The 20,823-nt window shown below is 72.0% G+C and carries 14 protein-coding genes and 1 pseudogene; 1 reads left to right on the top strand and 14 read right to left on the bottom strand.

Annotated elements, in window-relative coordinates:
* From RIN80_RS03150 to RIN80_RS03100, 11 genes and pseudogenes are all read right to left on the bottom strand, one after another.
* A pseudogene (locus RIN80_RS03150) lies at positions 1–1,296 on the bottom strand (hypothetical protein); the annotation flags it as partial.
* A gap of 173 nt (positions 1,297–1,469) precedes the next feature.
* Positions 1,470–2,966: a bifunctional cytidylyltransferase/SDR family oxidoreductase gene (locus RIN80_RS03145; protein ID WP_309093908.1), complete on the bottom strand. Its 1,497-nt coding sequence runs from the start codon at positions 2,964–2,966 to the stop codon at positions 1,470–1,472.
* Between the two features lie 333 nt (positions 2,967–3,299).
* Positions 3,300–4,850 carry an alkaline phosphatase D family protein gene (locus tag RIN80_RS03140; RefSeq protein WP_309093907.1) on the bottom strand — a complete coding sequence of 517 codons (1,551 nt, stop codon included), beginning with the start codon at positions 4,848–4,850 and terminating at the stop codon, positions 3,300–3,302.
* Positions 4,851–5,125: 275 nt separating this feature from the next.
* Positions 5,126–6,559, bottom strand: coding sequence for a GTPase ObgE (obgE, locus tag RIN80_RS03135; RefSeq protein WP_309093906.1), 1,434 nt, complete (start codon positions 6,557–6,559; stop codon positions 5,126–5,128).
* A gap of 124 nt (positions 6,560–6,683) precedes the next feature.
* Positions 6,684–6,938: a 50S ribosomal protein L27 gene (rpmA, locus tag RIN80_RS03130; protein WP_010041940.1), complete on the bottom strand. Its 255-nt coding sequence runs from the start codon at positions 6,936–6,938 to the stop codon at positions 6,684–6,686.
* A 14-nt stretch (positions 6,939–6,952) separates the two neighbouring features.
* Complete coding sequence (gene rplU / locus RIN80_RS03125; RefSeq protein ID WP_003990208.1) at positions 6,953–7,273, bottom strand: 50S ribosomal protein L21; 321 nt, start codon at positions 7,271–7,273, stop codon at positions 6,953–6,955.
* A 276-nt stretch (positions 7,274–7,549) separates the two neighbouring features.
* Positions 7,550–11,749: an Rne/Rng family ribonuclease gene (locus RIN80_RS03120; protein ID WP_309093905.1), complete on the bottom strand. Its 4,200-nt coding sequence runs from the start codon at positions 11,747–11,749 to the stop codon at positions 7,550–7,552.
* Positions 11,750–12,008: 259 nt separating this feature from the next.
* The gene (locus RIN80_RS03115; RefSeq protein WP_309093904.1) at positions 12,009–12,791 is read right to left on the bottom strand and encodes a TIGR03936 family radical SAM-associated protein; all 783 of its coding nucleotides are present in this window, start codon (positions 12,789–12,791) and stop codon (positions 12,009–12,011) included.
* Positions 12,792–12,839: 48 nt separating this feature from the next.
* Positions 12,840–14,012, bottom strand: coding sequence for a hypothetical protein (locus RIN80_RS03110; RefSeq protein WP_309093903.1), 1,173 nt, complete (start codon positions 14,010–14,012; stop codon positions 12,840–12,842).
* 202 nt (positions 14,013–14,214) lie between these two features.
* On the bottom strand, positions 14,215–14,439 hold the full coding sequence (locus RIN80_RS03105) for a helix-turn-helix transcriptional regulator (RefSeq protein WP_309093902.1): 225 nt from the start codon (positions 14,437–14,439) through the stop codon (positions 14,215–14,217).
* Complete coding sequence (locus RIN80_RS03100; protein WP_309093901.1) at positions 14,439–14,936, bottom strand: DUF2975 domain-containing protein; 498 nt, start codon at positions 14,934–14,936, stop codon at positions 14,439–14,441. Before RIN80_RS03100 ends, RIN80_RS03105 begins: the two co-directional genes overlap by 1 nt.
* A 147-nt stretch (positions 14,937–15,083) precedes the next feature.
* Here RIN80_RS03100 and RIN80_RS03095 point away from each other — a divergent pair, with 147 nt between their 5' ends.
* Positions 15,084–15,773 carry a GAF and ANTAR domain-containing protein gene (locus RIN80_RS03095; protein ID WP_309093900.1) on the top strand — a complete coding sequence of 230 codons (690 nt, stop codon included), beginning with the start codon at positions 15,084–15,086 and terminating at the stop codon, positions 15,771–15,773.
* A gap of 139 nt (positions 15,774–15,912) precedes the next feature.
* Here RIN80_RS03095 and RIN80_RS03090 read toward each other — a convergent pair whose 3' ends face one another.
* From RIN80_RS03090 to RIN80_RS03080, 3 genes are all read right to left on the bottom strand, one after another.
* Positions 15,913–17,094 carry a serine hydrolase domain-containing protein gene (locus RIN80_RS03090; RefSeq protein WP_309093899.1) on the bottom strand — a complete coding sequence of 394 codons (1,182 nt, stop codon included), beginning with the start codon at positions 17,092–17,094 and terminating at the stop codon, positions 15,913–15,915.
* Between the two features lie 153 nt (positions 17,095–17,247).
* Positions 17,248–19,212: a TIGR03960 family B12-binding radical SAM protein gene (locus RIN80_RS03085; RefSeq protein ID WP_309093898.1), complete on the bottom strand. Its 1,965-nt coding sequence runs from the start codon at positions 19,210–19,212 to the stop codon at positions 17,248–17,250.
* 88 nt (positions 19,213–19,300) lie between these two features.
* On the bottom strand, positions 19,301–20,806 hold the full coding sequence (locus tag RIN80_RS03080) for a CYTH and CHAD domain-containing protein (RefSeq protein WP_309093897.1): 1,506 nt from the start codon (positions 20,804–20,806) through the stop codon (positions 19,301–19,303).
* Between the last annotated feature and the right edge of the window lie 17 nt (positions 20,807–20,823).

Below are 20,823 nucleotides of genomic sequence, written 5' to 3'. Positions count from 1 at the left end.
CAGCACGCGCACGGGCGGATCCGCCGCGACCAGCTTGCGCACGATGTTCTCGCCGGCCAGCACGATCGAGGTGTTGCCCGGGTTGCCGTCCCAGCCCTCCCAGGTGGGGGCGTACAGCACCGTGGGGATGCGGCCCTCGGGGACGCCCTGCCAGGTCTGGATGGGCGCGAGCTGCGGGCGGCCGACCTCGACGATGTCGTCGTCGCGGACACCGACGTCGGCGATGGCGTAGCGGTCGCGGCCCGCGCGGCCGGCCGTCCACACCTCGTCGTAGACCTTGCTGAACGGGTTGACGCTGGCGAGCTTGTCGCTGTCGCCGTGGCCGATGAAGACGTGCTTCATGGTGGGCACGCGCAGCAGGTGGATGTTCTTGCCGACGTTGGCCGCGTACAGCGCGACGCGCACCGTGGACAGGTCCAGGTTCATCAGGTGCACCCCTCCGGGCACGCAGATGACCGGGACCGTGGTGGGCGCCAGGTTGTTCAGGATGACCCGCTCGCGCAGGATGATCAGCGGCCTGGAGTCCAGCTTCTCCATCGTGTCCAGCCACATGTTGACCTGGTACGCGGAGTCCTTGGAACCGGAGAAGTACAGCACCGTCTCGGGCTTGTACTCGCCCAGCCAGTCGTCGACGGCGGCCAGCACGCGCTCGGCGTTCGGCGGGATCCTCCGGCCGCGCACGTACGGCACCAGCGCCAGGACGTACAGGGTGGCGAGGGCCACCGTGACGCCGATGCCGGCGAAGCCGATCAGGGAGGACTCCAGCTGCGCGGCGAGCAGGATGCCGACGACCGCCGCGAGGTCGAGGTGCAGCATCTTCTCGGCGGAGCGGTGCAGCAGCCGGCGCGGCGGGGCGTCCGGGATGCGGATGCGGGACTTCAGGTCCACGTTGCGCGTGGCGACCGGCATGCGGCGGCGGTTGCGGATCAGCTGCACCAGCGCGCCGTGCGGGGCCTGCAGGCCGTAGAAGGCGATGAAGCAGGCGATCGCGCCGTAGTAGATCAGGTTGTCCGCCAGGGACAGCCGGGCCAGCAGCAGGACCAGGAGCAACTGCCGGATCAGGAACCGGATCGACAGGCCGGCCCGGACCTTGCCGAGGCGGTTGATCAGGTAGCTGCCCTTGCGGTGCAGATAGTGGTCCGCCAGGTACGTCACGGCGGCCGCTGCCGCGAAGGCGGGAACGCTCGGGACGAGCGCGGCCAGCATGAGGGCGGGGAAGCCCGCCACCATGAGGACCGCCGCGGCCAGCTCGGCCGCGCTGCCCACCCGGGCGACGCGAATAGCGGTGGATATCACGGAGAAACCTGCTCTTGGGAGGGGTGTGCCGGTCTTGGTTCTGAATGCGGCTGGTCTGTGAATATTCGCGGGACTGTATGGATTCAGGCCCCTGCGAACACTCCTGTTGACACATACCCGTGAACAGGAGGGCGCAGAGGCCTGAATTACCGAAGTCTAATTGCCGCCAATTATTACACGCCGTCCTGCCGGTCCAGCACCGAGGCCAGCGCCTGCTCGAAGCCGGACGCGCGGGCCGCGCCGGCCGTCGGGTCCTGCTGGCGGACGTCGATGACGTGCCCGGTCAGCTCGGACAGCAGCACGTCGAGCGACGTACGGGCGACCGCCTCGGAGGACAGCAGGGAACCCGCGGGCTCCTGGCCGAAGGCCTTGGTGCGCATGGGGGTCGCGGTGCGCTCGGGGTTGATGCAGTTGACGCGGACGCCGTCGCCGGCCCACTCGTCGGACAGGGCCTGGGTGAGGTTCACCATCGCGGCCTTGGTCGAGGAGTACAGGCTGTACTCGGCGCGGCCGCGGGTGTAGCTGCTGGAGGTGTACAGCAGCAGCTGGCCCTTGGTCTCCGACAGGTACTTGTACGACGAGCGCGCGATCTGCACCGGGGCCAGGTAGTTGACCTTCAGCGCCTCCTCGATGGTGGCGTTGTCGGTCTCGGCGAGCTTGCCGATGCGCAGCACGCCGGCGGTGTTGACGACGTAGTCGATCCGGCCGGTCTCGGCGTACGCCTTGGACAGCGCGTCGTCGACCTCCTCCGGGTTCTCCACGTGGGTGCCGGTGGTGGAGCGGCCCAGCGCGTAGACCGTGGCGCCGTAGGACCCGGCGAGTTCGGCGATGTCCTTGCCGATGCCGTAGCTGCCGCCGAAGACGACGATCGTCTTGCCGGTGAGCAGCTCGCGGTAGGCCTGCTCGGAGACCTGCTCGGGCGCGGCCGTGGAGGCGAGCTGGAAGAGCTTGTCGGCGATGAAGACGTCGACGGGCTGGGTGACCTTCATGTTGTACTCGTCGCCCGCGACGACGTGGATCGGCACGTCGGGCAGGTACTTGAGCACGACGGAGCAGTCGTCGGTGGCCTGGAAGTTGGGGTCGCCGGCGGCGACCTCGTAGGCCCGCTTGATCGTGGACAGCTTGAAGGCCTGCGGCGTCTGGCCGCGGCGCAGCCGGGAGCGGTCCGGGATCTCGGTGATGAACTCGCCGTCCTCGCCGTGCGTGCGCGTGACGATGATGGTGTCCGCGGAGGGGATGGCCACGTCGACGGCCTGGTAGCGCTCCAGCGCGGTGACGCAGTCGTCGATGACGCGCTGCGACAGCAGGGGGCGTACGGCGTCGTGGAAGAGGACGTTGAGGTCCTCGCCCTCGGCGAGACCCTCACCGAGGGCCGCGATGGCGCGCTCGGTGGTCTCGTTCCGCGTGGAACCGCCCTCGATGATCCTGGTGACCTTCTTGAATCCGGCCTTCGCGACGATCTTCTCGACGTCGGGCACGTAGCCCTGCGCCATCAGCACGATGATGTCGTCGATCGAGTCGGCGTTCTCGAAGGTGGTCAGCGTGTGCTCGATGACTGCCTTGCCGGCGATCTTCAGCAGCTGCTTGGGGATCGACAGACCCACCCGCTGACCGGTGCCACCGGCCAGGATCACTGCGGTGGTACGGGGCTTGGCTATGTGCTGGGACACAGGTGACCTACCTTGGGGCGACAGGGAACTTCGAAATGGTCCCACTCTTGGTTACCGCAGTGCAAGGTGAGCGCCCTCCGCCGCATATGTGCGCGCAACCTGTCATTCACCTGGTACTGCTGGTGATTGGCGAGACGGTTCCACGGCGTCGCGGGGGCCCCTCTAATTGCTGTGAGTAACTCCACAAGGAGTTCCTGATCAAGATTCCGCAGCAATTCGGTCTCGGCGCGGGCAAGGTGGCGCCCGCGCGCCGAACCTCCGCCCGTACGGCGGGAGCCCGGGACTCCGAAGAGTCCCGGGCTCCTGTGCGTCCCCGGCGTGGCGGTGTGGCGGTCAGACGACCTGCACGCCCGGCCGGCCCGCCTCGACCCGCAGCCGGGCCAGCGTGCTCGGCGTCGCCCGCGGCTGCCGCACCGTGTCGACCACCCGCACCTGGGCGTCGATGCCGGCCCGGCGGATGTCGAACAGGTGGTAGCCGCGGTGCGCGTCGAGCAGTTTCCAGTGCGGGTTGTCCGGCCGCCGCGGGTCCCACTCCCTGCGGAAGGCCTCCTGGTCCTGGTCGCCGTTGCTGGAGATGGAGGTGCCGACGAACTCGGCGCCGACGACCGCGGAGTCCGGGTCGGCGTAGTCCTCCTTGAGGTCGCTGATCATCGTCAGGTGCCGGTCGCCGGAGAGCACCACCGGGTTGCGGACCTGCCTGAACTCCTCCATGAACCGGTTGCGTTCGGCCTGGTAGCCGTCCCAGGCGTCGTAGAACCAGAGCTTGCCCTCGCCCACCTTGAGGTCCGTCTCGGCCATCATGATCTGCGAGGCGATGAGGTTCCAGCGGGCGGGCGAGTCCTGCAGGCCGTTCAGCAGCCACTGCTTCTGCCGCGCGCCCAGCATGGTCAGCGACGGGTCCTGGGCGCCTTCCTGGCTGGTGGCCTGATCGCTGCGGTACTGCCGGGTGTCCAGGACGTTGAGGCGGGCCAGGCGGCCGAACTCCAGGCGGCGGTACATCCGGATGTGCGGGCCGTTCGGCACGGCGCTGGCGCGGACCGGCATGTGCTCGTAGAACGCCTGGTAGGCCGCGGTCAGGCGGGCCACGAACGCGTCGTGCGGCTGCTTGTCCGGGTCCTGCGGGATCTCGCCGGCGAAGTCGTTGTCCACCTCGTGGTCGTCGAAGCTCACCACGAAGGGCGCGCTGGCGTGCATCGCCGCGAGGTCCGGGTCGGTGCGGTACTGGGCGTACCGGTTGCGGTACTGGACGAGGCTGAACGGCTCGCCGGTGCCCTCGTGCCGCCGCAGGGCCGTCGCCGAGGGCGTGGACTCGTAGATGTAGTCGCCGACGAACACCACGACGTCCGGGTCCTGCTGCAGCATGTCCGCGTAGGGCGTGAAGTAGCCGTGCTGCCAGTTCTGGCAGGAGGCGAGGGCCATGCGCAGGGAGCCACCGGAGCTGTGGCGGTGGGGCGCGGTACGGGTGCGGCCGACGGGCGAGAGCTGGCCGCCGGTGCGGAAGCGGTACCAGTGGGCACGGTCCGCGCGCAGTCCGCGTACGTCCACGTGAACGCTGTGCCCGTACTCGGGCCGGGCCTGGGCGGTGCCCCGGCGGACGACCTTTCTGAACCGGTGGTCCTCGGCGACCTGCCACTCCACGGGCACCACACGGTCCGGCATGCCACCGCCGTTCAGCGGGTCCGGGGCGAGCCTGGTCCACAGCACGATGCCGTCCGGGAGCGGGTCCCCGGAGGCGACGCCGAGGCTGAACACCCCGTCGGGCAACGGCGTTCCGGCCGCCTGCGCGGCGGCCGGAAACCACAGGCCGGCGGAGGACGCGGCACCGAGCACCGCGGCGCCGGCGGTCAGAAAGCGACGTCGGTCGGGGGATACTGCTCCGGTCATCGGCGGACTCCCTTACCTCGCTGGCCACATGGACACGGGGAAGCTTCACGCTCGCGGGCGGTCCGCCCGCTGAACGCCGGGGTTCACGTACATGACAACTAAGCAGACAAAAGAAGACCCGCCGCCAGCGCTGGAACAAGCCGTTGCGGGGGCGAGTCTGACAGGTGTTCAGCTAGAGGTGGGTGAGCGAAACCCCGAGGGCGGTGACCGCGCGGGAGGGGTCAGGGCTCCTCATCCGCGCGGCCCCGTACGACCCGTCGGGGGAAGGGCTCGGCTCAGAACGGCTCGAAGTCGTCGAACTCCTGCTGCGCGTCGTCCCGCTCGGCCTGCCGGTCCCGGCGGCGCTGAGCGGCCGGACGCGGCTCCTCGAAGCGGTGGTCCTCGCCCCGCCGGCCGAGCATCTCGGCACCGGCCGTCACGGACGGCTCCCAGTCGAAGACGACCGCGTTCTCCTCGGGGCCGATGGCGACGCCGTCGCCACCCCGGGCGCCGGCCTTCATCAGGGCCTCCTCGACACCGAGCCGGTTGAGCCGGTCCGCCAGGTAGCCGACCGCCTCGTCGTTGTTGAAGTCGGTCTGCCGCACCCAGCGTTCGGGCTTCTCGCCGCGCACCCGGAAGACGTCGTCCTCGCGGGTCACGGTGAAGCCCGTGTCGTCCACGGCCTTGGGCCGGATGACGATGCGCGTGGCCTCTTCCTTCGGCTTCGCGGCGCGCGCCGTGGCCACGAGCTCGGCGAGCGCGAACGACAGCTCCCTCAGCCCCAGGTGCGCCACGGCCGACACCTCGAAGACGCGGTAGCCGCGCGCCTCCAGGTCGGGCCGCACCATCTCGGCCAGGTCCTTGCCGTCCGGTACGTCGATCTTGTTCAGCACGACCAGGCGCGGCCGGTTGTCCAGCCCGCCGTACTGGCGCAGCTCCTCCTCGATGATGTCGAGGTCGGAGAGCGGGTCGCGGTCCGACTCCAGCGTGGCGGTGTCCAGGACGTGCACGAGCACACTGCACCGCTCCACGTGCCGCAGGAACTCGAGCCCCAGGCCCTTGCCCTGGCTGGCCCCGGGGATCAGCCCGGGCACGTCGGCGATGGTGTAGACCGTCGAGCCGGCCGTGACGACGCCGAGGTTCGGCACGAGCGTGGTGAAGGGGTAGTCGGCGATCTTCGGCTTGGCCGCGCTCAGCACCGAGATCAGGGACGACTTGCCCGCGCTCGGGTAGCCGACCAGCGCCACGTCGGCGACCGTCTTCAGCTCCAGGACGATGTCCTGCACGTCCCCCGGCTCGCCGAGCAGCGCGAAGCCGGGCGCCTTGCGCCGGGCCGAGGCCAGGGCCGCGTTGCCGAGCCCGCCCCGGCCGCCCTGCGCGGCGACGTACGACGTGCCGTGCCCGACCAGGTCCGCGAGGACGTTGCCCGCCTTGTCCAGCACGACCGTGCCGTCCGGCACCGGCAGGACCAGGTCCTGCCCGTCCTTGCCGGAGCGGTTGCCGCCCTCGCCGGGCTTGCCGTTGGTGGCCTTGCGGTGCGGGGAGTGGTGGTAGTCGAGCAGCGTGGTGACGGACTGGTCGACGGTGAGGATCACGTCCCCGCCGCGACCGCCGTTGCCGCCGTCCGGGCCGCCCAGCGGCTTGAACTTCTCACGGTGGACGGAGGCACAGCCGTGGCCTCCGTTACCCGCGGCGACATGCAGTTCGACGCGGTCCACGAAGGTGGTCATGGTGGGTGCCTCCAGAAGTACGTACGAGATTTACTTGTTCAACGCGATGTACTTGTTCAACAAGCGAAAGGCGGACCCGCCTTCCCGCAACGGGAAGTGAGGTCCGCCTCGCGAGAGTGTCCGATCAGGCGACCGGAACGATGTTCACGACCTTGCGGCCACGGTGGGTGCCGAACTGCACCGAACCGGCCTGGAGCGCGAACAGCGTGTCGTCGCCGCCACGGCCGACGCCCGCACCCGGGTGGAAGTGGGTGCCGCGCTGACGGACCAGGATCTCACCAGCGTTGACGACCTGACCGCCGAAGCGCTTCACGCCGAGCCGCTGGGCATTGGAGTCGCGACCGTTCCGAGTGGACGATGCGCCCTTCTTGTGTGCCATTTCTCCTCAGTCCCTTACTTCGCAGCCGTGGGGATCTCGGTGACCTTGATCGCCGTGTACTGCTGGCGGTGGCCCTGGCGACGGCGGTAACCGGTCTTGTTCTTGTAGCGCAGAATGTCGATCTTCTGCCCCTTGTGGTGGTCCACGACCTCGGCCTGGACCTTGATACCGGCCAGCACCCACGGGTCGCTGGTCACGGCGTCGCCGTCGACAACGAGCAGGGTCGAGAGCTCGACCGTGTCGCCAACCTTGGCAGTGGAAATCTTGTCAACCTCAACGATGTCGCCGACAGCAACCTTGTGCTGGCGACCACCGCTGCGCACGATGGCGTACACGCGGAACTCACTCTCTCGCTCGGGAAACGGCACCCCCGCAGGCCAGCCGCCCGGCAGAGCGGGCGGCCTCTCCTGGGCGCCCGGCGCCCGGAGGATGAGGTTTACGGGGATGTGACGCGTCAGTCGACACGCCGACGGTCAAGGTTACGGGGCCGCGGTCGAGGGGGTCAAACCGAGCCGGGCCCCCGGCCTGTGCGTCCGGTCACTCCGGACCCACGGGCCGACACCCGGGGCGTGCGCGTGGCCGCGCACGCCCCGTTGTGTCCGCCGTACGGGTCAGCCCTCGTCGGTGGAGGCCGTGACGGAGGAGAGCGTCTGCTCGGCCGCCGCGGTCTTCTTCGACGTGGCCTTCTTGGCGGCCGTCTTGGTGGTCTTCGCCGCCTTCTTGGCCGTCGTCTTCTTGGCCGCGGTCTTCTTCGCCGCGGTCTTCTTGGTGGCGGCCTTCTTCGCCGTGGCCTTCTTGGCCGTCTTGCGGGCCGTCTTCTTGGCCGCTGCGGGCTCCTCGCCCGTCTCGGCCGTCTCACCCGCGTCGGCGGCCGGAGCACCGGTCTCCGCCGCGGGTTCCTCCGCCGGGGCCGACGGGACGACCACGACGGCCGCCTCCTCGGACGCGGTGGGCGCCGTGGACTTGCGCACGGCCCGGCGCCGCGGACGGGCCGGAGCGGCGCTCTCGGCGGGCGCCTCGGCGACCGGCTCGGCGACCGGCTCGGCCTGCGGGGCCTCGGACACCGCGGGCGCGGTCTCGGCCACCGTCACCACGGCGGCCTCGGCCCCCGCCGGCGAACCGGCCGGAGCGGACACCTTGCGGGTGGCCCGCCGCCGGGTGCGGCCCTTCGGCGCGGCCTCCTCGGCCGCAGCGGCGGGAGCGGGCTGCTCGGGCTGCGCCGCCTCCACCACCGGGTCCTCCACGGCCATCGGCTCGGCCTGCGCCTCGGCGGCCGGCTCCGGCTGCACGGGACGGGCGACCTCCTCCGCGGCGGTGACGTCCTGGGCCGTGGGCACCTCGGCGGCGTCCGCGACCGGCTCGGCCGCCCTGCTCTCCGCCCTCACGGACTCGCCGCGCGGCGCGCCCGCCGGGGCCGACGCCCGCCGGCTCGCCCGGCGCCGCGACCGGCCGCGGGTGGCCGCGGCCTCCGCCTCGGCGGCGCTGCTGTACAGCTCCTCGTCGGGCTCGAAGGCCGGCTCGGGCAGCGCGACCGGTTCGGCGGCCTCGGCCACGACCTCGGCCTCGGTCTCGGCCTCCTGCTCGGCGCTCTCGACGGCCGCCTCGTGGACGTGCGGCTGCTCGGCGGCACCGGCACGGGCCCGCTTCTTGCGCTTGCCGCCGCCCCCGGTGGAGGTGGGCTGCTCCATGTGCACGATGACACCGCGCCCGTTGCAGTGGACGCAGGTCTCGGAGAAGGACTCCAGCAGGCCCTGGCCCACCCGCTTGCGGGTCATCTGCACCAGACCCAGCGAGGTCACCTCGGCGACCTGGTGCTTCGTACGGTCCCGGCCCAGGCACTCCAGCAGGCGCCGCAGCACCAGGTCCCGGTTGGACTCCAGCACCATGTCGATGAAGTCGATGACGATGATGCCTCCGAGGTCGCGCAGCCGCAGCTGGCGCACGATCTCCTCGGCCGCCTCCAGGTTGTTCCTGGTGACGGTCTCCTCCAGGTTGCCGCCCTGGCCGGTGAACTTTCCGGTGTTGACGTCGACGACGACCATCGCCTCGGTCCGGTCGATCACCAGCGAGCCTCCGCTGGGCAGCCAGACCTTGCGGTCCAGGGCCTTGGCGAGCTGCTCGTCGATCCGGTACGTGGCGAAGACGTCGACCTCGGAGGTCCACTTCTGCAGCCGCCCGGCGAGGTCCGGGGCCACGTGCGAGACGTACCCGTGGATCGTCGACCAGGCCTCGTCGCCGCTGACGACGACCTTGGAGAAGTCCTCGTTGAAGATGTCGCGCACGACCCGGACGGTCATGTCCGGCTCGCCGTGCAGCAGCGTCGGCGCGTTGCCGCTCCTGGCCTTCTTCTGGATGTCCTCCCACTGCTGCTGCAGCCGCTCGACGTCCCGGCGCAGCTCGTCCTCGCTCGCGCCCTCGGCGGCGGTGCGCACGATGACGCCCGCGTCCTCGGGGACGATCTTCTTGAGGATGGTCTTCAGCCGGGCCCGCTCGGTGTCGGGCAGCTTGCGGCTGATGCCGGTCATGGAGCCCTCGGGCACGTACACGAGGTAGCGGCCCGGCAGGGAGACCTGGCTGGTCAGACGGGCGCCCTTGTGGCCGATCGGGTCCTTCGTCACCTGGACGAGCACCGACTGGCCGGACTTGAGGGCGGACTCGATGCGCCGTGGCCCGTGGGCCATGCCCAGCGCCTCGAAGTTGACCTCACCGGCGTACAGCACGGCGTTGCGGCCCTTGCCGATGTCGATGAAGGCGGCCTCCATCGACGGCAGGACGTTCTGCACCTTGCCGAGGTAGACGTTGCCGACGTACGAGACCGCCTGCTCCTTGTTGACGTAGTGCTCGACGAGCACGTCGTCCTCAAGAACGCCGATCTGCGTGCGGTCGCCGTGCTGGCGGACGACCATCACGCGCTCGACGGCCTCGCGGCGGGCCAGGAACTCGGCCTCGGTGATGATCGGAACGCGCCGGCGGCCCTGCTCACGGCCCTCGCGGCGGCGCTGCTTCTTGGCCTCCAGACGCGTCGAGCCCTTGATGGACTGCACCTCGTCGGACGGCTCGGCGCTCTTCTCGCGGGCGGGCCGGGGCTCGCGGACCTTGACGACCGTGCGCTCGGGGTCGTCGTCGGACAGGTCGGCCTCAAGGCCGGAGTCACCGGCGCGGCGACGGCGGCGACGGCGCCTGCGGCTGCTGCTGGAGCCGCCCCCACCGGACGAGTCGTCCCGGTCGGTGGCCTCGTCGGCGTCCTCCCGGTCCTCCTCGGTCTGCTCGGCGGCGTCCTCGGCGTCCTGTGCGGCGTCGGTCTCGTCGGAGTCGCCGTCCGCTGCGTCGCCGTCGCTCTCGGCGGACTCGCCGCGACGGCGGCGGCGACCGCCCCGGCGGCGGCGCCGGCGCGAGCCGGGCCCCTCGGAGTCGTCCTGGTCGTCGTCCTCGACCTGGTCCTCGGCGGACTCCTCGGCCTCCTCCGGCTCCTCGACGGCCGTCTCGGCGGCCGGGGCCTCGGGCTCCTCGCCGCCCCGGCGCCTGCGACGGCGACGGGATCCGGGGGTCTGCTCGTCCCGGTCGGACCGGTCGTCGCGTCCCTCCGGGGTCTCCGGCGTGTCCGGCGTGTCCTGCGTGAGGTCCTCGGGGTCCTCGGCGGTACCGGCCACCTCGGCTGCGGCCGCGGCGGCGGCCCGCTCCGGGGTCTGGAACTGGGGCTCGGTGAAGACGGGCGGCTGGAAGAGGGCGACGGCGGGCCGTGCCGGGCGCGCCGGTCCCTCGTTCTCACCGGCGGCCGTACCGGCGGCGCGCCCGGCGGGCTGGGCGGGCTCGGCGAATCCGCCGGCGGCCCGGCGCACGACCCGGCGGCGACGCCGCGGGGCGGCGTCCTCGGCGGGCTCGGCGGCGGGGGCCTGGGCGGTGGCTTCGGCGGGGGTCTCGGACGCGGCGGGGGCCTGGGCGGAAGTCCGCGCGGCGGGCGCGGCCTCTTCGGCGTCGGTGACGGGGGCCGTCTCGGCGGCGGCCTTGGAGCGGGACCGGGACCTGGACCTGCGGGCCGGTTCGGCGGGGTTCTCGGTCACAGGGGCCTTCGCCTCCTCGGGCGATTCCGCGGGCGCCTCGGCGGACGCGGCGGTGGAGCCGGACGGACCGGCGTCGACGCCGGAGTCGGCCGCTTCGGCGGGCGCGGACACGCGCCGCGAGGCCCGTCGGCGGGTGCGGCGCGGAGCCGCCTCCTCGGTGGTGTCGGCACCGGCGATCGCGGCCTCGGCGGCCTCGGCGACGGCCGGCTCGGAGTCGACCGGCGCGTTCTGCGCGGCCTGGTCGCTGCGCGCCGGCGTGTCGTTCTCGGCGGAAGCGGACGCGGTGGGCGAGGTGACACTGCGGGTCGCGCGGCGCCGGGTGCGCCGGGGAGCGGCGTCCTCGGCGGGTGCGGAGACCTCGGCCTGCTCCGGCGCCTCGGGGGCGGCGGGTGCGGCGGCGGTCGCGGGCAGCACGGTCTCGGCGGCCTCGGCGGCCGGAGCCCCGGCCGGTGCGGAGGCACGGCGCACCACACGGCGCCGCTTGCGCCCGGCGGACGCGGTGTCCTCCACCGGGGAGGCCGCGGCGGTCCCCTCGGCCTCGTCGGTCTCCACGGCGTCGGCCGCGAGTTCCTCGGCCTCGGCGGCCGGTATGGCCGGTGCGACGGTTTCCACCGGCGCGTCGGTGGCACCGGCGGGCGGACCGGCCGGGCGGGACGCGGCACGGCGCCGCCGGCGGGGCGGCAGGGTGTCGCTGGGGGTGTTCTCTTCGGAGCCCTGTGAGGACTCTGTGGGTTCGGTCGGTTCGAGCATGCGGGCTTTTCTCCCGTCAGGCTCCCGGGCGCCGCGCCTGGTCCGGCGATGCCGGTGACGTCCGCGGCTCGCGCTGTGCGCGTCGCCGCCGTCCGGGGCGCGGGCGCCGCACGGGAGCTCTCCGTGTCCTGTCTCGCCGGTTCCGTACGCCGAATGCGTACGGCCTGGCGAAAGTCTTCTGGTCGGTACGCTGCCCGACCCAGGTGGCTCCCGAGTCCGAGGGCGGCGCTACGACGTCCGTCCCTACGCGGGACCTTCCTTACACCGGCGCCGTCGCGGTGGCAGACTGTTCGGCCGTTGAGTGGGCCTGCGCTGCCTCGCGGTCGGGCGCGAGCGGGTCGGTCACCGTGCCGGTCTCTTCATCGAACAGCCCCTGCGCCAGCCTGGTCACCGCTGCGGGGACCGGCGGCGCCAGGTCGGCCACGGCGCGGAGACCGGACAGGACGTCGTCGGGTCGTACGGCAGGCGTCACGTGCCGAACAACCAGCCGCAGTATCGCACAGGGCTGGTCGGTCGGCCTATCAGCCTGCGAACTCCGCGTTTCCGCGAGGTCGCGGCTCTCCAGGCTCACGACGGCGGAGCGGGCGTCGAAGGTGCGCACGCCGTTCTTGGCGAGACGCTGGACCTCGACGGTCTCGGCCGCGGTGAAGGCGTCCGCCGCCCGGCTAGCCTCCTGCGGCGACACGCCGTCCAGCCGCAGCTCCCACACGGAAGCCGTCAGCCGGTCGGCGAGGCCCGAGGTGCGGGCCTCGACCGCCTCGACGATGTCGAGCCCGGCGGGCAGCGACTCGTCGAGGAGGACCCTGAGCTGCTCCGGGTCGCGGCGCGCGGTGAGCGCGATCTCCAGGTACTCCGCCTCACTGCCCGTGCCGGTGGGTGCGGCATTGGCGTACGACACCTTCGGGTGCGGCGTGAACCCGGCCGAGTAGGCCATCGGCACCTCGGCACGGCGCAACGCACGCTCGAAGGCGCGCTGGAAGTCACGGTGGCTGGTGAACCGGAGGCGGCCGCGCTTGGTGTAGCGCAGTCGGATGCGCTGCACCGCGGGTGCGGGCGGCGGGCCTTCGGGCTGTCGCTTGCCCAGTGTCGTTCAGTCCTTCGTGAGAGCGGTCGTACTGCTACCAAGAGTACGTGCCTCGCGGCCGGATGGTTCCCTCCGGGCGGCCGGCGCGGGCCGCCTCGGCTCCCCGAGGAGCATTCGGCGCACGTCGGCGCGGGTCTGCCGGACGGTCGCGCGGGCGGCGGCCAGGGCCTGCCGGGTGGCGCGTCCGGCGCTGCGGGCGGCCTCGGCGGCGGGCCGCAGCAGGGTGTCGCGCAGGACGTGCCCGACGGGTGCGAGCACACTGCGGTACACCCACCGCACCGGCTCCACGAAGATCCACCGCAACAGCGTGCCGAGGAACCGCCCGACGGCGAGCGAGACGTGGCCGGCGACGCGCCAGGCGTGGCCCAGGGCGTCCCGCACCTCCCGTCCCACGACGGCGAGGACACGGCCCACGGGCGTGAGGACCCAGCGCCACAGGGCGAGCGCGGGCAGCACGAACAGGATCCGCGCGATCCAGTACAGGGCCGCTCCGACGCCGGTGACGACCGTGCTCACCAACCGCACCAGCCCCTTGCCGCACCACAGCAGGGCGCGTCCGACGGGCGCGAGCACCCAGGTGTACAGCCAGACGGCCGGTACGACCACGAGGTACCGGACGAGCCACGCCACGGCCGTCCAGGCGCCGAGCCCGAGCGCGGCGAACACGGCCCCGATCCCCCTCACCACCCACATCACGGCGTGCCCGACGGGGGTGAGCAGGTGCGCGTACGCCCAGCCGAGCACGGCGCCGACGCCCCGCCCGGCGCGGGCGAGCGCGTGTCCCAGGGGGGTCAGCACGTACCGGTACAGCCAGACGAGCGGCACCACGACGAGGACGTTGCCGAGCCAGGCGAGGGCTCTGCCCAGCGGCACGACGAGGTACCGCCACAGCCCCACGAACGGCCAGACGAACACCGCCCGGCCCAGCCACAGCAGGGCCCGGCCGAGCGGCCGGAGCAGGGTGTCGTTCAGGAACCGGCCGGTGACGACGAGCGCGTCCCAGACCATCCGCACGGGGACGACCAGCACGAGCACGACGATCCGCACCGGGATCCGGATCGCGACGGCGAGGCACCCCTCGGGCGCCTGCGGCTGCCGCCGGACGGGCGGCCCGGCCGGACGCGCGCGCGGACCGACCCGCGGTGCGGAACCCTCACGGGGCGGTTTCTCCAGATCCATACCGTCGAAGACGCCTCAGCGCGCCGTCCGGATCCCGCACCGCGCCATCCCGCTCCGTTCCCCCGCAGATCCTCCGCCCGACCCATGGTCGTACCGCCCGGTTCCCGGCGACATGAGGCCCGGTGAGGCGCCCGCGGGAGGTACATCCGCCGTGTACGGGAGCCCGGCCGGGCCAGGCCGCCGGCGAGGTGGGGGACCGCGCTCAGGCTCCGGAGGCGTCCCCGTCCGCCTCGAAGCGCAGCAGGTCGCCCGGCTGGCACTCCAGCACCTCGCAGAGCGCGGCGAGGGTGGAGAAGCGGACCGCCTTGGCGCGGCCGTTCTTGAGGACGGCCAGGTTGGCGGGGGTGATGCCGACGCGTTCGGCGAGTTCGCCCACGGACATCTTCCGCTTCGCCAGCATCACGTCGATGTCGACGGCGATCGGCATCAGATGACCTCTTCCAGCTCGGCCCGCATCCGGGCCGCCTCGATGTCCCGGGCGACGGCCTGCGCCAGCAGCATCCGCAGCACCAGCACGACCAGCGCGACCCCCAGCACGGCCACGCCGGCCCCGCCCAGCAGCAGCACCACCCCGGGCGCGACGGCCTCGCCCGGCGCGAGCACGACCCCGAGCGCGAACACCAGGCAGGCGGCCGCCACGAACGCGCCGATCACGAGGTGCACGTACCGGAAGGCGCCCGTGGAGAACACCGTCCCGCGCCGCACCATCGTCACCAGGCGCCACACGCAGACGAGGACGACCTGGGCCGCCACGACACCCAGCACCAGGATCACCAGGACCGGCGTGCGCAGATGGGCGTACTCGGGCCTGAGCCCGTTCATGTCGGTCGCCAGCAGCGGGACCATCACGCCCTGCACGAACAACGAACCGGCCAGCAGCACCGCCAGCACCGCGCGCAACGCGGTCACGGCCAGCTTCCCCATCCCCAGTCCCCGCCTTCCCAATCGAACCACGATGGAAATCTATCGAGATTCGATAGATCCGGCAAGTGGCTGTTCCCCGGAGGCGTACGACCCGTGACACCGTGGCAAGAGGCATCAAGGCCGGTACCCGGACTGAGGAGGACGACGGTGGACTGGCGCGTGTTCGCACGGGAGATGGCCTCCATGGCGCGGGACCTGCTCGCCCAGGACTCGGTCGAGGCCACGCTGGGCCAGATCACCCGCGCGGCCGTCGAGCTGGTCTCCGGGTGCGACGCGGCCGGCGTCCTGCTGCTGCGCGGCGAGACCGTGGAGTCGCTCGCCCCGACCCACGACCTGGTGGTGGAGAGCGACCGGCTCCAGGAACGTCTCGGCGAGGGCCCCTGCTTCGACGCGGCCCGCACCAGCACCGGTGAGCGGGTGTACCGCATCGGCGACCTCACCACCGAGCGGTCCCGCTGGCCGGCCTACGCCAGCCGGGCCGAGGACCTGGGCATCGGCAGCATGATGGGCTTCCTGCTGTACACCGAGGACGAGGATCTCGGCGCGCTCAACCTGTACTCCCACCGCCCCGGGTCCTTCTCCGAGGACAGTGAGACCGCCGGCTGGCTGCTGGCCTCGCACGCCGCCGTCGCCTTCTCGAGCGCCCGCAACCACGCCCAGCTGGAGCAGGCCATCGCCACGCGGCACGTCATCGGCGAGGCGATGGGCATCCTCATGGGCAGCCACCGCCTCACCGAGGAGCAGGCCTTCGACGTCCTGCGCCGCTTCTCCCAGGAGCACAACATCAAGCTCCGGGAGGTCGCCCGCCGGGTGTGCGAACACGGCGGGCTGAGTTGACGGCTCCCCCAGCACATGTTCTGAACTGGGGGAACCTGACGGGGCCGGTCCCCCGGGGGAGCGTCACCGACTCCGCCTCCTCAGCGGGTCCCCCGGGACCGCGGTGTCTCACCCGTCGTTCCGCGGCGGAAAAGCGCCGCTAGCGGGCGATCACCGAACCGTCGTACACGTGGTCCGGGGTGGCGACCGCCGTGACCGCCCGGGCGAGCGTCGTGGACGGCTCCTGGCCCTCGACCGTGACATCCGTGTTGATCATGATGACCAGGGTGGCGCGCCGCGGCGGCAGATACACCGTCACGGTCTCGTATCCCGGGATCGAGCCGTTGTGCCCGATCCACCCGTTGGTCTCGAAGATGCCGAGTCCGTACGTCGTACCGGGGTAGCCGGTCGGCTGCGTCATGAGCCGCTGGGCCTGGGTCTCGGGGCTGAGCAGCCGGCCCGTGGCGAGGATCGGGGCCCAGCGGCGCAGGTCGTGCAGGTTGGAGATCATCGCCCCGGCCGCCCACGCCCAGCTGGGGTTCCAGTCGGTGGCGTCCTCCACCTCCCCGCTCAGCGTCTGGTTCGTGTAGCCGCGCGGGTGCGGTTCGGGGAACTCGTCGCCCTTCGGGAACAGGGTGTGGTGCAGTCCGGCGGGGCGGAGCACGCGCTCGTGGATGAAGTCGGCGAGCCGCCGTCCGCTGACCTTCTCGATCACCAGGCCGAGCAGCACGAGATTGGTGTTGGAGTACTGGAAGTCCTGCCCCGGCGCGAAGGTGTTCGGGTGCCGGAAGCCGTAGGCGAGCGCCTCACGCGGGGTGAAGGAGCGCTGCGGGTGGCTGAGCAGTTCGTGGATGAAGTCGGGGTCGGCGGTGTACGGGAAGAGTCCGCTGCGCATCCCGGCGAGGTGCCGCAGCGTGATCCGGTGCCCGTTGGGCACGCCCTTGACGTACCGGGAGATCGGGTCGTCCAGCCCGATCCGGCCGTCGTCCACGAGGAGGAGCAGCGCGGTGACGGTGAAGGTCTTGGTCTCGCTGCCGATCCGGACGTACGAGTCCACCGCCATGGGCTCGCCCGTCCTGGTGTCGGCCACCCCGAACGAACGGACGTAGCTGCCCCGGCCCGGCAGCCACAGTCCGACGACAACACCGGGGATGCCCGCCTGCAGCCGGGTGTCCTCGACGGTCCCGTCCAGCCGGGCGGTGAGCTCACGCCCGAGACCGCGCGGCGGGCAGTCGTCGGCGTCGTGCCGGGCGAGAGCCGCGGCGTGGCCGGAGGTGACGGGCGTCGCCGCCAGGGCGGCCAGCGCCGCGGTGAACAGACGGCGGGAGGGAGTACGTCGCATGGGGCGCCTCTTCCGGAGGGTGACGGACGCGAGGATCATCACCGCCCGCCCCACACCGACGGCCTCCTTCCGACCGGGCCGGGGAGGAGTCCACTCGTTCGGAGGCAGCGGTGAGCCCCCTCCGCTTCGGAGGGGGCTCACCGGTCTGTCCCGTCAGTGCGCGTGGCCGCTCGGCGCGGGTGCCGCGTTCTTGACCGTCAGGGGCAGCAGCTTCTTGCCCGTCGGGCCGATCTGGATGTGGGTGTCCATCTGCGGACACACCCCGCAGTCGAAGCACGGCGTCCAGCGGCAGTCCTCGACCTCCGTCTCGTCGAGGGCGTCCTGCCAGTCCTCCCAGAGCCAGTCCTTGTCCAGGCCCGAGTCGAGGTGGTCCCAGGGGAGGACCTCCTCGTAGGTGCGCTCGCGGGTGGTGTACCAGTCGACGTCCACGCCGAACGGCTCCAGCGCCTTGTCCGCGCACGCCATCCAGCGGTCGTAGGAGAAGTGCTCGCGCCAGCCGTCGAAGCGGCCGCCGTCGTCGTACACCGCGCGGATGACCGCGCCGATGCGGCGGTCGCCGCGGGAGAGCAGGCCCTCGACGATGCCGGGCTTGCCGTCGTGGTAGCGGAAGCCGATGGAGCGGCCGTACTTCTTGTCGCCGCGGATCCTGTCCCGGAGCTTGGCCAGGCGGGCGTCGGTCTCCTCGGCGGAGAGCTGCGGGGCCCACTGGAAGGGCGTGTGCGGCTTGGGGACGAAACCGCCGATCGAGACCGTGCAGCGGATGTCGTTCGAGCGGGAGACCTCGCGGCCCTTGGCGATGACCTTCGTCGCCATGTCGGCGATCTGCAGGACGTCGTCGTCGGTCTCGGTGGGCAGGCCGCACATGAAGTACAGCTTCACCTGCCGCCAGCCGTTGCCGTAGGCGGTCGCGACCGTGCGGATCAGGTCCTCTTCCGAGACCATCTTGTTGATGACCTTGCGGATGCGCTCCGAGCCGCCCTCGGGGGCGAAGGTCAGGCCCGAACGGCGGCCGTTGCGGGTCAGCTCGTTGGCCAGGTCGATGTTGAAGGCGTCCACCCGGGTCGACGGCAGCGACAGGCCGATCTTGTCGTCCTCGTAGCGGTCGGCGAGGCCCTTGGCGATGTCACCGATCTCGCTGTGGTCCGCGGAGGACAGCGACAGCAGGCCGACCTCCTCGAAACCGGTCGCCTTCAGCCCCTGCTCGACCATGTCGCCGATGCCCGTGATCGAACGCTCCCGGACCGGGCGCGTGATCATGCCGGCCTGGCAGAAGCGGCAGCCCCGGGTGCAGCCGCGGAAGATCTCCACGGACATGCGCTCGTGCACCGTCTCGGCCAGCGGGACCAGCGGCTGCTTGGGGTAGGGCCACTCGTCCAGGTCCATGACGGTGTGCTTGGACACCCGCCACGGGACACCGCTGCGGTTGGGCACCACCCGGGCGATACGGCCGTCGGGCAGGTACTCGACGTCGTAGAAGCCGGGCACGTACACCCCGCCCGTCTTCGCCAGGCGGAACAGCAGTTCCTCGCGGCCCCCCGGGCGGCCCTCGGCCTTCCAGGCGCGGACGATCGCGGTGATCTCCAAGACAGCCTGCTCACCGTCGCCGATGACGGCGCAGTCGATGAAGTCCGCGATCGGCTCGGGGTTGAACGCGGCGTGCCCGCCGGCCAGGACGATCGGGTCGTCCAGGCCGCGGTCCTTGGACTCCAGCGGGATGCCCGCCAGGTCCAGGGCCGCCAGCATGTTCGTGTAGCCGAGCTCGGTGGAGAAGGACAGGCCGAGCACGTCGAACGCCTTCACCGGCCGGTGGCTGTCGACCGTGAACTGGGGGACGCCGTGCTCGCGCATCAGCTCCTCCAGGTCCGGCCACACGCTGTACGTGCGCTCGGCGAGGACGCCCTGCTGTTCGTTCAGGACCTCGTACAGGATCTGGACGCCCTGGTTGGGCAGACCGACCTCGTAGGCGTCCGGGTACATGAGCGCCCAGCGGACGTCGCAGGACTCCCAGTCCTTGACCGTGGAGTTGAGCTCTCCGCCGACGTACTGGATCGGCTTCTGCACATGCGGGAGCAGAGCTTCGAGCTGCGGGAACACCGACGCAGCGACTTCGGCAGGCATGTCGCGCACCTTCGTGAGCTGGACTTAACTGACAGGGGTGACCATCCAGCCTAACGCGGCCACGGAGCACCTCCGTACGCCGCGAGGCTCACAGGCCCGCCGCCGCGCCCCTGACCTCCTCCCACAGCCCGGGCAGCTCGGCCTCCGTGCGCAGGGCGCGCTGCTCCTCGCGCTCGTGGAGCAGGCCGTAGGTGAAGGCGCTCTCGCCCGCCGCGTGGGCGACCGCCGACAGCTCGCGCAGGGTCTGCCGGGCCATCACGCTGTCCTGGTGCTCGCCGAGCAGCTTCTGCAGCGACTTCATGGACTTGAGCACGGTCCTGGCGGGCTTGCCCAGGGCCGGCTCGGCCACCTCCGCGGCGTAGCGGGCGCGCTTGGCCTTCTTGCGGGCCTCGTGCACGGCGACGTCCCGCTCGGTGCCGGGCTCCAGCTCCAGCGCCCGCTCGACCAGCCGGGACACCTTGCGGAAGTCCTTCTTCACGGCCTCGGCGAGCGGCTTGCCGGGCTTCTTCCCGGCCGCCTTCAGCAGCGGCGGTGCGGCGATCAGCGCGTCCAGGGTGTCGAGCAGGGCGAGGTGGCGGCGGGAGTCCAGGATCCCGAGGAGCCGGCCGCGGGCCGTGTGGTGCTCGGCGCTCGACCAGTCGCGCAGCCGCTCGGCCACGGGTCCGCGGACCAGGCCGTCGGGCACCTCGTCCAGGGCCGCCGTCAGCCGTGCGGCCAGCACCTCGCGGTCACGGTCCAGGCCCAGCTCCCCGGCCAGCCATTTCAGTTCGTCGGCGATCGGGTCGGTGACGGCCCGGTCGAGGATGTCCCGGAACGACTTGAAGGTGCTGCGCAGCCGCCGGGTGGCCACGCGCATGCTGTGCACGGAGTCCTCGGCGTCGCGGCGGACGGCCGGGTCGAGCGCGACGATCGCGTCGCGCTGCTCGCGTACGTACGCGAGCACGTGGTCCGCGGCGGTCACCGGGTCCCCGGCGTCCGCGGACGGGCGCCGCTCCTCGGGTGCGGTCTCCGCCAGGGCCCGTGCCAGCTTGGACGGCGACTTCGAGGGCCGCACCCCCGCCTTGCGCAGCCGCTTCTCCACCCGGTCGAGGAAGGCCGGGTCGCCCCCGTCGGCGAGCTCGACCTCCAACTCGGTCCACTGCGCCTCGCCCCCGCCGGCCGTGAGCCGCTCGGCGTGCACGGCGTCCACGCTGACCTCGGCGAGCAGTCGTCCCCCGGCGTCCACGAGGTGCCGTACGTCGCGCTCGGAGCGCAGCCGGACCAGGGGGACCAGCTCGCCGTCGCGGACGCGGGAGCGGACGAGTCCGGCGAGTTCGCCGGGGAGGGTGTCGGAGAGCGGGGCATGGATCTCGTCCCGGGTGTCCGGGCCGACCGGGAACTTCAGGTGCCAGCCCGCGTCCGAGCCGCCGGTGCGGCGGCGCAGGGTGACGGATGTCGCGGCGAGCCGCTCGTCGGCGGTGTCGTAGTAGGTCGCGTCGAGATGGGCCACCCCCCTGTCGACCACGTTCGCGACTCCGGCCACGCCGGTCAGGTCCGGCAGCCCGCCGTCCTCGGCCTCGTACTTCCGCTCGATCTCACGCTTGGTGTCCGCCATGAACCGAATCTAGTCGG

The organism is Streptomyces sp., from assembly GCF_031181705.1.
In the GTDB taxonomy this organism is placed as follows: Bacteria; Actinomycetota; Actinomycetes; order Streptomycetales; family Streptomycetaceae; genus Streptomyces.
This window is presented reverse-complemented; position numbering and strand designations above follow the sequence as displayed.